Annotated in this window: 12 protein-coding genes and 1 pseudogene; 4 read left to right on the forward strand and 9 right to left on the reverse strand. The window is 64.7% G+C overall.

The window, feature by feature from the left end; translation table 11 throughout:
• Window positions 1-12: 12 nt before the first annotated feature.
• Window positions 13-504, reverse strand: a complete 492-nt coding sequence (locus tag IPP90_15445; GenBank protein ID MBL0172086.1) for a DUF1778 domain-containing protein — start codon at window positions 502-504, stop codon at window positions 13-15.
• Window positions 505-657: 153 nt separating this feature from the next.
• On the opposite strand from IPP90_15445, the gene IPP90_15450 reads away from it, so the two are divergent.
• The 3 genes from IPP90_15450 to IPP90_15460 all read left to right on the forward strand — a co-directional run bounded on the left by IPP90_15450 (window position 658) and on the right by IPP90_15460 (window position 5,625).
• Entirely contained in the window at window positions 658-1,989 is a 1,332-nt protein-coding gene (locus IPP90_15450) for an MFS transporter (GenBank protein ID MBL0172087.1), read from the forward strand.
• 787 nt (window positions 1,990-2,776) lie between these two features.
• On the forward strand, window positions 2,777-3,940 hold the full coding sequence (locus tag IPP90_15455; protein MBL0172088.1) for a M20/M25/M40 family metallo-hydrolase: 1,164 nt from the start codon (window positions 2,777-2,779) through the stop codon (window positions 3,938-3,940).
• 131 nt (window positions 3,941-4,071) lie between these two features.
• Window positions 4,072-5,625, forward strand: coding sequence for a hypothetical protein (locus IPP90_15460; GenBank protein ID MBL0172089.1), 1,554 nt, complete (start codon window positions 4,072-4,074; stop codon window positions 5,623-5,625).
• Window positions 5,626-6,036: 411 nt separating this feature from the next.
• Here IPP90_15460 and IPP90_15465 read toward each other — a convergent pair whose 3' ends face one another.
• The 7 genes and pseudogenes from IPP90_15465 to IPP90_15495 all read right to left on the reverse strand — a co-directional run bounded on the left by IPP90_15465 (window position 6,037) and on the right by IPP90_15495 (window position 13,134).
• A complete protein-coding gene (locus tag IPP90_15465; protein MBL0172090.1) occupies window positions 6,037-8,688 on the reverse strand; it encodes a serine/threonine-protein kinase in 2,652 nt (883 codons plus the stop codon).
• On the reverse strand, window positions 8,685-11,327 hold the full coding sequence (locus IPP90_15470; protein MBL0172091.1) for a protein kinase: 2,643 nt from the start codon (window positions 11,325-11,327) through the stop codon (window positions 8,685-8,687). Before IPP90_15470 ends, IPP90_15465 begins: the two co-directional genes overlap by 4 nt.
• Before the next feature lie 79 nt (window positions 11,328-11,406).
• Window positions 11,407-11,766 (reverse strand): annotated as a pseudogene (locus IPP90_15475) (type II toxin-antitoxin system VapC family toxin).
• Window positions 11,766-12,014, reverse strand: a complete 249-nt coding sequence (locus tag IPP90_15480; protein MBL0172092.1) for a type II toxin-antitoxin system prevent-host-death family antitoxin — start codon at window positions 12,012-12,014, stop codon at window positions 11,766-11,768. Before IPP90_15480 ends, IPP90_15475 begins: the two are co-directional and overlap by 1 nt.
• Before the next feature lie 65 nt (window positions 12,015-12,079).
• The gene (locus IPP90_15485; protein MBL0172093.1) at window positions 12,080-12,373 is read right to left on the reverse strand and encodes a hypothetical protein; all 294 of its coding nucleotides are present in this window, start codon (window positions 12,371-12,373) and stop codon (window positions 12,080-12,082) included.
• Window position 12,374: 1 nt separating this feature from the next.
• The gene (locus IPP90_15490) at window positions 12,375-12,941 is read right to left on the reverse strand and encodes a hypothetical protein (GenBank protein MBL0172094.1); all 567 of its coding nucleotides are present in this window, start codon (window positions 12,939-12,941) and stop codon (window positions 12,375-12,377) included.
• Complete coding sequence (locus IPP90_15495) at window positions 12,928-13,134, reverse strand: hypothetical protein (protein ID MBL0172095.1); 207 nt, start codon at window positions 13,132-13,134, stop codon at window positions 12,928-12,930. Before IPP90_15495 ends, IPP90_15490 begins: the two co-directional genes overlap by 14 nt.
• A gap of 170 nt (window positions 13,135-13,304) precedes the next feature.
• Here IPP90_15495 and IPP90_15500 point away from each other — a divergent pair, with 170 nt between their 5' ends.
• Window positions 13,305-13,676 carry a hypothetical protein gene (locus IPP90_15500; GenBank protein ID MBL0172096.1) on the forward strand — a complete coding sequence of 124 codons (372 nt, stop codon included), beginning with the start codon at window positions 13,305-13,307 and terminating at the stop codon, window positions 13,674-13,676.
• Between the two features lie 38 nt (window positions 13,677-13,714).
• On the opposite strand, the gene IPP90_15505 is transcribed toward IPP90_15500, so the two are convergent.
• Window positions 13,715-16,339, reverse strand: a complete 2,625-nt coding sequence (locus tag IPP90_15505) for a serine/threonine-protein kinase (GenBank protein MBL0172097.1) — start codon at window positions 16,337-16,339, stop codon at window positions 13,715-13,717.
• Window positions 16,340-16,418 lie beyond the last annotated feature (79 nt).

The raw sequence follows: 16,418 nt of genomic DNA on the forward strand, positions 1-16,418 counted from the left end.
GCGCAGACATGGTCAGACTCGATCGCCGACGGCCGCGTCGACGAAGATGTTTCGGCGCTTGAACGCAACCGGCGCCGAGCGCAGGAGATGCATTCGCAGGCTGCGCAGCGGCGTTGCAAAGTGCGGGGCGTCGAGCGGCAAGACCTCACGCGTCCACGATGGCGGAGGCACATGCTTCTGGCCGGCCGCCTGCTCCACCATCGCCGCCACGTAGTTCTGCAGGAACGGCGAGAGTGCGCCAAGACTCGCGCGTGCCACCGCCTCGCCGAACGCGATTGGTGCACACCGGTGCAGAAAGTCATTCAGTTCCGCCAAGGCGAAGCGATGGTCTGCCGCGATGGCCATGGCGCGGATGATCACCGCGAAGCGGTCAGACTCGACCGGCAGCACGCGTGCCAACACATAGCTGGACACGTCGAGACCGGCGGCGTTGGCATGCCGCTTGAGTGCGGCTTTCTGGCGGGGAGTCACCCGGATCTGGAGCTGCGCGGACTTGGCGAACATACAAGGACTCTAACGCGACGGTTGCCTCGTGTCAATACGGCTGTATTGACACGAAGGTCACTGGTTCGATTGCCGTAAAGCCGGGCGCAACAGCGAGCGACGGCCACCCGCGTGGCGGTTGCGGTGCCGCGTACCAGCCCGCACGTTCTCCCAATGCCAGAATCCACCCGAGTCCAAACCAGCGCGCGCACCACGTTGATTCTGCTGTTCCTCATCAATCTGCTCAACTTCTACGATCGGCAGATTCTGGCCGCCGTCACCGAACCGATCCGGCGGGAGTTCGGTCTGAGTGACGGGGCGATTGGCTGGCTGGGCACGGCCTTCACGCTGTTCTATGCCGCGATCGGCCTGCCCCTTGGTCGCTTTTCCGATCGCGGTTCGCGGGCGAAGATGTTGGGCTGGGGCGTTGCGGTATGGAGCGTGTGCACGGCAGCATCAGGGCTGGCGTTCAACTACTGGACATTGTTTGCGGCGCGACTGGGCGTGGGATTTGGTGAGGCCAGCTGCTCCCCTGCCTCGCACTCGCTTATTGGGGATCTCTATCCCAGTCACAAGCGGGCGCGGGCGTTGTCGCTGTTCATGTTGGGCCTGCCCATTGGGATTTTTCTTGCTGGCGTGTTTAGCGGACTCATTGCCAAGGCCTGGGGATGGCGTGCCGCGTTCTTTGTGGCGATCGTGCCGGGGCTCGTGTTGGCGTATGCGGTGTCACGTATTGTCGAACCGCCGCGCGGCAGCGCCGATCGCGCGACTGCCGCGACGACACACGCCCATGGAACCACGGCGGCCACGAGTTTCTGGGCGCCCTATCTGCAGCTGTGGCGCATCCCCACGCTGCGCTGGATCGTGTTGTCGGGCGCGTTGCACAACTTCAATGCGTACGCGGTCAATGCGTTCATGCCCGCCTACCTGGGTCGGTACCATGGACTCACCATTGCGAATGCCAATATTGTCGCCGGCATCACGCTGGGACTGGTTGGCGTGTTTTCGCTGGTGTTTGGCGGCATGTTGTCCGATCGCGCGCGGCAGTGGCGTCCCAATGGTCGGCTGATTGTTGGCGCCGTTGCCCTCGCCATCTCGTCGCCCTGTGTGTACCTGGCCCTCGCACTCGCGCCGGGGGCGATTATCCCGTTCATGGTGTTGATGGGTCTTGGATGGATGTGCTTCTATCTGTATTACGCGACCGTCTACGCATCGGTGCACGACGTGGTACCGGCGCACCTGCGCGGTACCGCCATGGCCGTCTACTTTTTCTGGATGTATGTCCTTGGCGGCGCGTTTGGCACGGCCATTCTTGGCATGCTGAGTGACCGCCTCGCGCACCGCGCCATGGAGGCCGCCGGGAGCACGGTGATGACCGACGCCGTGCGCGCCATGGGCCTCCACGATGCATTCTTCATTGTCCCCGCCATCGGCATGACCCTCGCCCTGGTGCTGTACGCGGCGTCCCGTACCGTGGAACGTGACATCCGGGCGCTAACGCCCTAGCCGCCAGCGGCCGCCGCCCCGGCCACAACGCCCACGCCGCCTATCGCGTTTTCTCTCGTCTCCACGCATGATCAAGCCGTCGGGAAGTCTCCCGTCTCCCGTCTCCCGTCTCCCGTCTCCACCTCCCATGACCGTCCTCCGCAGGCTTTCCATCGCCAGCGTCGTCGCCGCGCTCACCGCCGTCCCCGCCGCCGCGCAGCGCCCCACCACCTTCCCTACCGACGACGCCGCCATCAAGCGCATCTGGAGCATTGGGATGGACAGTTCCCATGTGCAGAAGCTTGGCCAGGCGCTGTTCGATTCCATTGGTCCCCGCCTGACCGGCAGCCCCGGCATGACGGCCGCCAGCAACTGGGCCATTGCGCAGTACAAGTCGTGGGGCATCGACGCCAAGCGCGAGCAATACGGCACATGGCGCGGATGGCGACGGGGCGTCTCGCATATCGATCTCATCCAGCCGCGCGCGCGTTCGCTTGAGGGCACGATGTTGGCCTGGAGCCCGGGCACCAAACTCAAGCCGGTGAATGCCGAAGCGATCATTCTGCCGAAGTTCAAGGACAGCACGGAATTCGTGGCGTGGCTCCCGAAGGCACGCGGCAAGATCGTGATGCTGTCGCCGGCGTTTCCCACCTGTCGTCCGTCGGAAGACTGGAACCGTTTTGCCACGGCCGAATCAAAGGCCCGCATGGACACGTTGGTGGCACAAACCACCGCCGACTGGGCCGTCATGAACGGTCCCGACAATCGCCCCGATAGCACGAAGCTCTATCGCGGCACCGGCTATTCCATGGGACTCGGCACTGGCACGCTGGGCATGCGTCTTGAGAAGGCCGGCATCGTTGGCATGATCACCTCGCGCAACAAGCTCAGTGGATTCGCCAATCCGTTTGCCGCACAGGGCGGTGGACGTGGCGGTGCGGGCGGTGGTCGTGGCGGTGGCGGACGCGGCGGCGCGGCGGCACCGGGCACGAGCGATCGTGGTGGTGGTCCTGCCGCGAGCCTCGCTGCCGCGAATGCGGGTCTTGGCGGATTTGGCGGCGGCCCCGGCGGCAGTGGCGGCTGGGGGGTGATCGAAATCTTCGAGACGTACAACAAGATCGCGCCCGCGGTCACCCTCACCTGTGAAGACTACAGCCTGGTGTATCGCCTGGCGGAGAACAACCAGAAGCCCATGGTGCGCATTGACGCCGACGCGTCATTGCTGGGCGAGCAGCCGGCGTTCAACACGATCGGCATGATCAAGGGCAGCGAGAAGCCCGATGAATACGTGTTGCTGTCGGCGCATTTCGATTCATGGGACGGGTCATCGGGTGCCACCGACAACGGCACCGGCACGCTGATGGCGATGGAAGCGATGCGCATTCTCAAGAAGGCGTATCCGAATCCCAAGCGCACCATCATGGTGGGTCACTGGGCCAGTGAAGAGCAAGGGCTCAACGGGTCCACCGCCTTCACTGAAGACCATCCGGAAGTGATGAAGGGGTTGCAGGCGCTCTTCAACCAGGACAACGGCACCGGTCGCGTGCAGTCGCTGTCATCGTCTGGCTTGAGTGACATCGGTCGTCATCTCAAACAGTGGTACACCAAGCTGCCTGGCTTTTACACCGACAGCATGAGTGCCAACGTCGTGTCGTGGAGCTTCAACGATGTGCCTACCGGCAATCCGGGCGGCACCGATGGCGCGGTGTTTGCGTGTTTTGGCACGCCGTCGTTTGGCATGGGCGCGGTAGGCTGGAACTACGGCACCTACACGTGGCACACCAATCGCGACACGTATGACAAGGTCGTGTTCGACGATGTGAAGCACAACGCGACGCTGGCAGCGCTGATGGCGTATCTCGCGTCGGAAGATCCGGAGTTTATCAAGCGTGATCGGTCACCGGGCAATTGGCCGGCGAATTGGCCGGCCAACTGCGGCAAGGTGCCGCGGACGACCAAGCCTCGGTACTAGTCGGCACTGGCTGATGGAGGTACTGTTGGGTCGGTAGACCTGAAACACTTCTGAACCGCAGAGTACGCGGGGCGCGCAGGGGAGATTGGCCTGCGTGCTCCGCGTACTTCATTTTCTCAACGGACTCCGGAATGGCGATGCGTGGCTCGGCAGCTTTGATGGCGGTGGTGCTGATGGTGTCGGCCTGCTCGGGCGGCGCAACCGACAGCACCGAAGGCGCAAACCCGAAAGGCCAGAACCTGGTCATCGAAGGCGCAATCGTTGGTCTGGCGGGCTCCGGCATGGTGCTTCAGAACAACGGCGGCAACGATCTCACCGTCAGTGCGCCGGCCAACAACTTCCTGTTCACCGGCATCGCCGAGAAGTCGTCGTACAACGTCACGATCAGGACGCAACCGACCGCACCGTCACAGACATGTGCCGTCAGCAACGGGTCCGGGAGCATCAAGTTTGATCCGATTCGCAACGTGGCCATCGCCTGCACCACACTGACCTTTGCCATCAAGGGTGGTATATCGAATCTCACGGGCACCGGACTCACTGTGCTGCTGAACGGCGGTGGGGCCTTGGCGATTCCACCGGGCACCGTTGTGTTTGCGTTTCCGCCCGTGCCGAGTGGCACGCGCTACGACGTGACCATCGGCACGCAGCCTTCCGGCCAGACGTGCACGATGAGCGGTGGATCCGGCACGGTGGGCGCGGTGGATGTGACCACGGTTTCTGTAAGCTGCAGCGGTGCGGGGTATACCATCGGCGGCAACACCATTGGCCTGGGAGGCGAGGGGCTTACGACGCGGCTCAACGGTGGTGCACCGTTGGCGATACCGTCCGGCTCATTGTCGTACACGTTCCCGACCGTATTGCAAACGGGTGCGGACTACAACGTGATCATTGCCAGCCAGCCCACGCAAACGCGGCGAACCTGTCTGCTGTCGAATGGCCGTGGACGCGTGGGCACCAGCAACGTGACCAACGTCGGGTTCTGGTGTCACGCAAACGGGTTGCTCGACTCGTACACCGGCACCTACGCCGTGTCCATCAACGGTCGGCGCAACTACGTGACGCTGTGGTTTGACGGCACGTACTCGGCCGCCTATCGCCTTGATGATGCCAGCTGCACCAACAGTGGCAATGGCCTGGAGTACGGGGTGTACAAGCGCGTCACCAGCGGCGTCGCCAACATCCAGATTGCGCAGGACCAGAACGGCACCTGTGGCCTCTGGTACGGCGGCAGCACACCCGGCTCTGGCGGCGGGTTCGCGGGCACCATGGTGCGCAACGGCAACACGTTGACCTTTGCATCAACCGCTGAAACAATTGTCCTCGAGGCGGTCGAATCGGTGCCCACCTCGTTGGTGGGCGCCTTCACGCGCGCCGACGGAATCGATGGCAGCTTCATCGTGTTCGAATCCGACGGCACGTATCTGTATCAGGAAACACAGGGCAGCGGCGGCACGGTGGTGTATCCCAGCGGTGTTGAACGCGGCTGCTACAGCGTCACTGGCTCAACGTTCACGGCGTCGGTGGCGGCAAGCTGTCGTCCCAATGCGCTGCCGGCGCTCGACCAGAACGGCATAGGCGGATTCTCGGGGCGCAACGGCGCGGCAATTCCGTTTGTCATCACCTCACCAACATCCATCACGATTGGCGGCGTGGCGTACGATCGAATTGCGCCGGCGGGGTGAGTCGCGGCGGCGCGCCTACGGTCGCACGCGCAGAACGCGATTGTAAGCGCGCTTGCCCTTCTCCGAGATCATGCGCAGGTGGTACGTGCCAGCCATCGATGCACCAAGTTGCCGCGAAGCCGAGGGTGGCGTGCGGTGAGTTCTTGCGCGAGCGATAAGGGCCGTCCAAACACCTTGTGGTGCGTGCTCACGCACAGGAACTCGTAGACGATATTCCATGTGACATACCACCGTCGGTCGTCACGACGCCATGCACTCGATGAGTGCGTACGCCTGTGCTCGTCGGCGTGCGACGCGTTTGCGGTCACGGCGTTCGCACCACATCGCCATCCTTTCGCCTTCGTTATGCGCGTTTGGCTTTGCTATTTACAGGGCCTTCTGACATCCGAATCTAGCCACGGGTGGCGGATCCTAGCGCGCCGCCCCGTTCAGCTTCGCCCTCATCTCGGTCACCCAGTTCTCGACCTTAACCGTTTCCGTAAGCCGCCTAAGACCGTCGCCGACCACCATCAGGAAGCGGTCGCCGGGCGCCACGTCCCATCTGTTGCTCGTCGCGGGGAAAAGTGCACGCTCGTCGCCATGCGTAAAGCTCGCGCCAGTCGTGACTGGTGTGGCGACCATCTCGCTCCCTGACACGTAGAACAGTTCGCGCCCATTGGTCGACCAATGCGGGCGCCGGCCACCGCGCACGGAGACCTGCGTGCGCGACGCCTTGGTGTCGGGAAACGGCCGCACGTACACCTCAAGCACTCCGCTCTCGTCGGACTCGTACGCCAGCCAGCGGCCGTCGGGCGACAACGCTGGCTCGCGTTCATTGGCCGGCGAGTTCACCAAGGGCGTTGCCATGGTGTCGACTCCCAGGCGCAGGGCAACGATATCGCTGCCCTGCTCCGCGGTTGTGGCCAGAAGCCACCGACCGTCAGGGGACCAGGCCAGCGTGGCGAGTCTGCTGGGCGACTTCCAGATGCGTTGCTCCTCGCGACTCCCGTCGGCCGGCTTCATGTACACCACGCGCTCACTGTCACGGCTGGCGAGGTACGCGACCGACTTGCCATCCGGGGTCCACGCCGGAGTATGGGAACCCGCTGAATCGAAGGTGAGCTTGGAGAGCGGCCCGTGGTCGAGCTGCTTGATCCAGAGCTGCCTGACCTTGTTGTCGTCACGAATGGCGACCGCGACCTGCTTCCCGTCCGTCGACAGGGCAAGGGTCGAAAAATCCCGCTTCCATGTGGAGTCCACCGGCGTGGTCGCGCCGTCGCGACTGTGCCAGACCAGCGATTGCGTCGTTTCAGTTGTGCCAGTCTGATACACCAGCGAGCCATCATCAGCGACGGCGAAACACGCCCTCAAGGCCCCGCTGACGCGTACGACTTGATCGAGTGCCGCGAGCGCTCCCGTGGCACGCAGTCGTTTGGCATCGAAGGGCAGCACACTCAGTTGGCCGTCCACCGAGGCCACCACGAGGTAGCCGGGCGAGACATAGCGAACGCTTGCGCCGGGCGCGAACACCGTGACGCGGTTGGTGGCGAGATCGAGCACGCCGATCTGAGGCCCACGCTTGCCTCGCATGCCTTGCACGGACAATAGAAGGCCCCGGCTCCCCGGAAGCGTCTGCGGCCAAGAATACCCAACACGTTCTCCCTCCAACGCCTCAGGAACGATGGTTTCGCTGGATCCCAAGCCAGTCGCAGCCACACGCTCCAGCACTCCGCCCCTGCCGAAGTAGAGGTACCCGTCGTCGGCCCATGTCGCGCCCGCAAACGTTCTGCTCACGAACGGCTTGACGGGTAGAGCAACGGGAGTGCCACCGGCCAGCGATACGATCATGGGCACGTTCGTGCGGTCGTCGATGAATGCGATCTGCTCTCCGCTTGGTGAGAAGACGGGCTCCACCGCATGCTCGGTGAAGGGGACGACAGTGGACACGAGTTGGTCCCGTCGCCGCACGCGCAACACCGTTCCAACGCCAGGTGCGAAACCCGCATATGCGAACTGCGAGCCATCGGGGGACAGTGCAAAGTTCGGCACCGTTCGTGAATCCGGCGCGTTACTCGAGTCCGCGTCAGCCAGCACGAACCGTGACACCGGACCGGGCGCTTCCGTTGGTCGCCGCAGCCAGCCGAATGCACCGGCGAGCGCGACGAGCACAAGCGCCGCGGCCAGCCACGTCGCCCGCTGCCGCCAGCGTGCATCCGGCGCGGCGCCCGCGGCCATACCACTCGCGTTCCTATAGGTCGCATTGCCGAGCGCATCGGCGAACGCTTTCGCACTGTCGAATCGATCGGCCGGCAGTTTCTCCAGCGACTTGGCGACCGCGGCAGCGACGTTGCTCGGCACCGACTTCCGGTACTTCGTCACCGACTCTGCCGGCTCGGTGATGATCTTCATGATGATCTGCTGCGCATTCGCTCCGGTGAACGGCGCATTGCCCGTGAGCATTTCGTACAACACGGAGCCCAGCGAGTACACGTCGGCGCGCGGCGTGATCTCTTTCTCGGCGGTCGCCTGTTCTGGACTCATGTAGTGCGGCGTGCCGAGACTCAATCCGGTCTCGGTCATGCGGCCACCCGCCGCTGCGCTGACCGCGAGCGCGATGCCAAAGTCCATCACCATCGCGCGGCCATCGTGCAGCAGGATGTTCTCGGGCTTGATGTCGCGGTGGATCACGCCGTGCCGGTGCGCGTAGTCCAGTGCGTCGGCGATTTCTCGTGCAATACGAACCGCTTCGTCCACACCGAACTGTGTTTCGCGGTTGAGCTTCTCGCGAATCGTCTCGCCCTGGATGTAGGGCATCACGTAGAACAGGAATCCGTCCGCCGTGCCGCTATCGAACAACGGCAGGATGTGCGGATGACTCATCGCCGCCGTGGTCTTGATCTCGACCACGAATCGCTCGGCGCCGAGCACGGCGGCGAGTTCGGGCTTCAAGACCTTGATCGCAACCTTGCGGTCGTGCTTGAGATCTTCGGCGAGATACACCGTGGCCATGCCCCCGGCACCAAGCTCACGCTCGATGCGGTAGCGGCCGGCCAAGGCAGCGGAAAGGCGGGCGGCGAGGGTCATTTGCGCTTCGCTCTTGCCTTGAGTTCCTCGGCGAAGTTCTCCACGAGAATCAGCTCGTCGGCGCGCACCACGCCGCCAACAGAACGCAACATGATCAGGCGTCCATCGGGCGCGAGATCATAGGTGACGTTGAGTGTCCCCGTGGCAAGTGTGAACTCGCGCTTCGGAGTGCCGGCCGAGAACTTGTCGCCCGTTGTGACCGGGACGCCGTACATCCCAGACCCACCTTCTTCGTTGAAATACAACGTCTTTCCGTCGCGAGCCCACCGCGCACCATTCCCTCCAACCGTCGAGGTGACTTGGTGCCGGGCCGTCGTCGCGTCAGGAAATGGCACGACGATCACATCCCAGCGACCCGAGACATCGGTGGCGTACGCGAGCCAACGCCCGTCCGGCGAGATGGCCGGTCGAATCTTCCCAGGCGGAGGCAGGATTGCCTTCACGGACGAATCGGCAATCGAAAGTGCCGACAGACCGCCACGTTCCGAGTAGACGAGCCACTTGCCGTCCAACGACGCCGACATGGGGCCGAGGGGTGTCGCGTTCGCGTTGACCACCTGCGGAACCCGGCTTCCGTCCGCGGGCACCCGCTCGATGCCGCGCTGCGTCGCGATGTAGAGTGAGCGCGAGTCGCTCGACCACGCGACCTGCCGTACGCCTTCGGCGATCTTCGTGGCAGGACCACGATCGAGCTGCTTCAAAACCAGCGATGCCGACCCACCTTCGGTCTTCAATACTGCGGCGAACTTGCCGTCGGGGGATACGCGCACGTTCGCGAACCGGCCCGTGAACGTCGAGTCCACGGTCGTCGAGCGCCCGTCGCGGCTGACCCACACGAGATCCATGATCGACCCAAGCGCGGTTCCGGCGGCGTAGACCAGGGTGCCCGACGCCGACAGCTCAACCTCGCCGCGAGTAAGCGCGCGGACCGAAACGCCGTCTGTGACGGCGAACGCTTCGCCGGTGATCTTGAGTGACGCCAGATCGAACGGCGCGGCCATCATCGCACCGGTGGAGGTCACATAGATCAGGTGCCCTGACGGCGAGTACCGCCCGATCACTCCGTTCGTAAGGATCGTGTGCTTTCCCGTCTTCGGGTCGCGCACCGCAATGGCGAACCCGTCGAACGCCCCTCCGTGCGACACGGAGAAGAGGACGCCTCGCCCGTCTGGGAGCGCCGAGGGGTTGAGGTGGTAGCTCTCGCGCGCGGCTGAATCGGGCGTCGTCGCAATTTCTGGTTTCCCGCCGGCGGCGCGAATCCTCGCCAACCCGTCGCCCGGAAGCTTGCCGTCGTAGTAGATGTATCCGTCCGCGCTCCAGCTCACGCCGCCAACGTCCACCACCGAGTCGGTCACCGTCACGCTCGGTCCACCGGTAACCGGGACGATTTTCAGCGTGCGCACCGGCGCGGAAACGACGTACGCGATGCGCTGCCCGTCGGGCGAGAAGGCCGGATTCATTGCGCCCTCGGTACCCGCGAGCGGCGTCGCGCGAAGCTCATCCAGCTTGCGAACCCAGAGTTGCGTCTTGGAGCTGTTGCGCTCGCCGCCCGAGTACACGACGGTCCGGCCGTCCGGTGACAGCGCGAGCCGGAACTGTGTCGCCGCGTCGGCCAGGCGCTGGCTGTCGGGCAGCGCGAGTGACACGCGCGTGACAGGCTTTGCGGGCGCCGGGCGCGTGAGTGCCCACGTCGCAACGCCGGCGGTAATCACGGCAAAGGTCGCTGTTGCGATGAACAGTGTGCGCGACACACCGCTGGTGCGCATCCCGGCGAGCGAGCCGGCGGACATGCCAGCAACGGTGAACGTCGCGGAAGCCAGTGCGTCGCTGAAGTCTTTCGTGCTGGCGAAGCGGTCGGCGGGGAGTTTCTCGAGTGCCTTCGCGAGCGCGGCCGTCACATTGGACGGCACGTTCTTGCGGCGCTCGGTCACCGAAGCCGCGGTCTCGGTGATGATCTTCATGATCACGGCCTGCGCGACCGATGCCGTGAACGGTGGGTCGCCCGCGAGCATCTCGTACAGCACGCTCGCCAGCGAGTACTGATCGCTGCGTCCGGTGATCTCCTTTTCCGCCGTCGCCTGCTCGGGCGACATGTAATGCGGCGTGCCGAGGGAGAGGCCCGTCTCCGTCATCCGCCCGCCTGCCGCCGCGCTGACCGCGAGCGCGATGCCAAAGTCCATCACCATCGCGCGGCCATCGTGCAGCAGGATGTTCTCGGGCTTGATGTCGCGGTGGATCACGCCGTGCCGATGCGCGTAGTCCAGTGCGTCGGCGATTTCTCGTGCAATGCGCACTGCTTCGTCCACACCGAACTGTGTTTCGCGGTTGAGCTTCTCGCGAATTGTCTCGCCCTGGATGTAGGGCATCACGTAGAACAGGAATCCGTCCGCCGTGCCGCTGTCGAACAGCGGCAGGATGTGCGGATGGCTCATCGCCGCCGTGGTCTTGATCTCCACAACGAACCGCTCGGCACCGAGCAAGGCGGCCAGCTGGGGCTTCAGGACCTTGATCGCAACTTTGCGGTCGTGCTTGAGATCTTCGGCGAGATACACCGTAGCCATGCCGCCCGCGCCGAGTTCGCGCTCGATGCGGTAGCGGCCGTCGAGGGCTGCGTTGAGGCGCTCGGTGTTGTTGCTCACCGATGTACGCCGAAGCGGTTGACCATCTGCTATTTCCTGGCCTTGAACAGCGTGACCCCTTCTCTCCGGCGGCCGCCATCAGCGCCTGATCCAGCGTGGCCAGCGGTGCGTCGCAACGTTGCGCGAGCTCGAGGTAGCTCGCGTCATACACCGAGAGCGACCGCCGCCGTGCGAGATCGAGCACGGACGCCTCGCGCGGGAGGTCGTCGACCGTAAATGGCAGCAGGGCCAGGTCGGACAGAAAGGCCGTAGTTCGCGCCGCCGATATGCGTTTGCGGCGCTCGGCCATCACGAGCACATTGCGAATCTCGTACCAGAACAATGTTGGCACGATGGCTTCGCTGCGAGCGATGGCCGCGATCACGGACTCGGAGAACGTTGCGTCCTCGTCGTCGAGCGCTTGTCCAAGGATCGCCGAGACATCGGGCACCAGCGCCATTAAAAGCGGTGCCCGTCGTGTTTGAGTGCGAGCAGTTCGGTGCGGCTCATGCGCTTGAGGGCACCGCGATACGTTTTGAGTCGCTTGACGGCCTCGGCCACCACCTTGGGGTCTCGGGCGGAGTCCGGGGGGCCCAGCTTGCCCACGGGGCGTCCGTGTTTGGTGATCTCAAACGTTTCGCCGTTGGCGGCGCGTTCGAGCAATTCACTGAGGCGGGTCTTGGCGTCAAACGCGGCGATGGATTCCATGTCTCCAACTGGTTGATGACTAGTTGAAACTAGCGCTCCCCGCAGAACGCGTCAACGCTGACCGCTCACGGCTTTCCCCCCGCCTTCGCCTGCAACTCCGCGAGCACGTTCATCACGAGCACCACCTTCGCCCGCTGCGGTCCGCCCGCTTCGGCAACCGATTGGATCATGAGAAACCGCTGATCACCGGGCGCCACATCGAAGCGCGCGCAGCACGCCGACGCACGGACACCCGCCGGCAGCGCGAACAGCTTCCTCCGCTCGCGCACCGCGAACGTCGGCGACGTGGCCACCGTGACCGACCAGAGGCGATAGCGGCCGTCGAGGGCGGTGTTGAGGCGGTCGGTCTGCTGGGTCACTTCACTCCCGAAGCCGCATCATCTCCAACCATTGCGGCTCGAGACCATGCACTTCTGCCATCTGCTCGAGGGCGGTGATGTCAATGGCGTCGCCCATCACCCGCAGTATTCCGCGAACATCGCGCAGATGCCGCTCGCTGGCACCGCGCTGGCGAAAGCGAAGCTTCTGCAAAATGACCTGTTCGGGCGATGCGATTGGCACCTCGAGCCCAACTAGCTCGACGACACGCTTGGTCGCCAGCCCTTGCCGCGCCAGGATGTCGTTGCCGGCCATATAGACATCAGCGCGCGCGTCCGACTCGAGGTGCAGCACATTGAAATGGCCGAATGCGTCGCGTTCCGCTTCCTGCGCGATGACCTCGACCGGCGGGCAATAGAAATCCGCGTTGGGAAACTGCTGCACGAACCGCATGGCGTCACGCGGTTGCATGGACACGACCACGTCGATGTCTTGGGTGAGCCGCGGCTCCCCGTAGAGAATGGCCGCCACGCCGCCGGACACCATCCACTCTACGCCCGCAGCAGTGAGCGCGGGAGCAAAGATGGATACGACGTCAGTCGGCCGCACTACGGAACACGTCGCGCGCGGTCGCATTCACGCTGGCCTCGTCAAACGCCGGATGGCGGAGACGCACGCCGGCTTTCACGGCCTCCCATGCCAAGTCCCAGATGCCGTCTGCCAGCGCCAGCTTCTCGTCAGGACTCATTTGGCGATAACGACGAGCTTGACGCGCGGTCACGTCGGATGTGACGTCAGGCACCGAGAGGTTCATGACCGTGAATCTGCGCCGAGCGATGCGGCGGAGCAAGGCAAGCGGGCCACCTCTACTTCGGAAGCTTCCCCGCGATCTTCGCCTGCACCTCGGCCGCCCAGTTCGTGACCTGCACGAGCTTGTCCGCGGCCGCGGCCCCCGTCGGCACGACTTTGCGCATGAACACGAAGCGCTGGTCGCCAGGCGCCACGTCGTACCCTCGCGCGTTCTGGTTGAGAATGCGCTGGAACCGGCTCGCATCGAACAACGGCGGCACCGCTGTCGAACAGCGGCAAGATGCGCGGGCGCTGCAGCGCCGCCGTGGTCTTGATCTCTTGCACAAACCGCTCGGCGCCGAGCACGGCGGCGAGTTCGGGCTTCAAGAGCTTGAGCGCGACCTGGCGATCGTGCTTGAGGTCCTCGCACAGATACACCGTCGCCATAGCGCCTTCGCCGAGCTGGCGGAGAATGCGGTAGCGGCCGGCGAGGGCGGTGTTGAGGCGCTCGGTTTGTGCAGTCATCGCGAGAAAGGTGGGCTGTGGCCGACCTGATGGCGAGCAGACAGTACGTCCCGCCACCCGCGCCCCGCTCACTTTCTGACGCTGTTCAACTGCGCCCGAACTTCGTCCATCCACCCGAACACGATGTTCGGTGTCCCTTCAACGATCGACTTCACCATGACGAATGACTTTCCGTCGCGGGTGATGTCGTAGTCGGCGACGAAACGACTGTCGGCATACGCGTCATTGAACAGCGTGTCGCGCCTGACGAGCGCGAGGTGCGGGACGGTCGTGACCTCGGCCGAGATCACCTTGCCCCCGGCCCGATACACGACCTCGTCACCATTCGGACCCCACACCGGCTCAGCGCCGCCGTTCGTCGAGATCTGCAGCGCGTCGCCCTCACCGGACATGGCCCGCACGTACACCTGGCTACGCGTCCCGGCGCTCTCGACCGAGGACACGTAGGCGAACCACTTCCCGTCGGGTGACACCCGTTGGTGTCCCTGACCGGCCGATCGGGCGACTTCGACACCCGTGCGTGGCGAATCGATGGGAAAGCGCTGGATACTGCCGCCGGCCATAGTGGCCATGAACACGCGACCGGCTGGCGACATGGCTGCGAACATCGCATTCGTCAGCAGGCGCTCGGGTTTGCGACTCAAGTCGGCCAGTTGCCAGCGCACTTCATCGTCCGGTGTCCTTCCGGCATGCCACACGATGCGGCGCCCGTCTGCCGTCCAGTCGGGGCGGTCGCTCACGCCGTCGCGCGTCACTTGCGTGGCCGTGCCGGTCGTCAAGTCCAGCGTCCACACGTCGCTCGATGTGGCCGACGCGCTGATGGCCACCGCCAGCCGCCTCCCATCCGGCGAGAGTCGAAGTTGCGAGTAGCCGCGCGGCTCGCCTGGCAGGGTTCGCGCGACGCCGGTGCGGCCAACCATGACGAGCTGTCGGGACCTGGCCTGATTGGTCTGATACACGAGCGTACCCGTACGGGAGACGGCAATGGACGCCCGTTGGAAGGTCGTTCCGTTCAGGACGTCCTCGAGCACAGGGACGCCCGGACCGCTCACGCGCAGCTTTCTCGCGTCGAATGGAGCGACCATGAACGCGCCGTCCGGCGTCACGAAGCCCAGGACGTCATCTGCGAGAAGTCGCGGATCGAGCCCCTGGATGCCGAGTCGAGTGACCCGCTTGTCCGCCATGGCGACGACAGCCAACTCCGGCGCTTGCGAACCAGTCCGGATGCCGAACACAATGGCCTTGCCATCGCGGGTCACCACCGGGCTCACTGCGATCTCGCCCTTCAGGCTGTCGGGCGCCCACACCAGTTCGGCTGTTCCGCCCAATGCGTTCACGATCCAGAGTCCGCCGCCACTGCGACGAAGTCGCGTGAACGCGACGAGGTTGGCAGACTCCCACGAAAAATCGCTCGCCGACTCAACGACCAGTGACGGCGGTCCCCCGGCCAGCGGCATCCGCTGCACGCGCCCACCCTGCATGAATGCGAGCCAGAGGCCGTCAGGGGAGAACTGTGGGAGGCTGGCTCCCTCGGTTCCCTGGATGGGTCGCGGGGCAAGCTCATTGAGCGGCCGCAGGAACAGTCTGGCCGGCCCGCCGCCGACGTAGGCGATCAGTGAGCCGTCCGGTGAAATGGCGAAGGGCTGTGCACTGACGTCCGCGCGCACCCGCACACTGTCGGCGAGGACGAGGGCAAATCGCGCCGGTGGCATGCGTCCGCCCTTCGGTGCGTGCGAAGCGATGACGGAAGCCGTGACGGCCACCACCGTCGCCAGCACCGTGGTCGCCGCGAGCACGCGGTTCATCGACTTGGGCCGCCTGGCGTCGGTGAGCGACGCCGTCGGCGTCCCGTGGGTGTACGCCGGGTTCGCCAGCGCGTCGGCGAAGGCTTTCGCGCTGTCGAATCGATCGGCCGGGAGCTTCTCCAGCGAATGCGCAACGGCCGCCGCAATGTTCGCCGGCACTGACCGGCGCACCTCCATGAGCGGCCGCGGCACGTCGGTGATGATGCGCATGATGATCTGCTGCGCGCTCGACCCGACGTGCGGCGGGTTGCCGGTGAGCATCTCGTACAGCACGCTGCCCAGCGAATACACGTCGCTGCGCGCCGAGATGTCCTTCTCGGCAGTCGCCTGCTCGGGGCTCATGTAGTGCGGCGTGCCGAGACTCAAGCCTGTCTCGGTCATGCGACCACCGGCGGCGGCGCTCACCGCCAGCGCGATGCCGAAATCGACGACCATGGCGTGCCCGCCATGCAGCATGATGTTCTCAGGCTTCACATCGCGATGCACAATGCCGCGCGTGTGCGCGTAGTCGAGCGCGTCGGCCACTTCACGCGCGATGCGCACCGCGTCATCCACGCTGAGTTGCGTTTCACGATCGAGCTTGGCGCGCAACGCTTCGCCGTCGATGAACGGCATCACATAAAACAGAAATCCGTCGGCGGCGCCGCTGTCGAACAGCGGCAGAATATGCGGGTGCTGCAGGGCCGCCGTGGTCTTGATCTCCTGCACAAACCGCTCGGCGCCCAACACGGCGGCGAGTTCGGGCTTGAGCAACTTGAGCGCGACCTGGCGGTCGTGCTTCAGGTCCTCGCACAGGTACACGGTGGCCATGCCGCCTTCGCCGAGGTGGCGGAGGATGCGGTAGCGGCCGTCGAGGGCGGTGTTGAGGCGATCAGTCTGCGCGCTCACGGACGTGCCTTGTCCTGCGCAGCAACCTTTGCGCGCACATCCACCACCCAGTTCTGAATCACGTTGAGGTTCGTGACCG

The sequence above is a fragment of the Gemmatimonadaceae bacterium genome (assembly GCA_016720905.1).
Lineage (GTDB): Bacteria > Gemmatimonadota > Gemmatimonadetes > Gemmatimonadales > Gemmatimonadaceae > Gemmatimonas.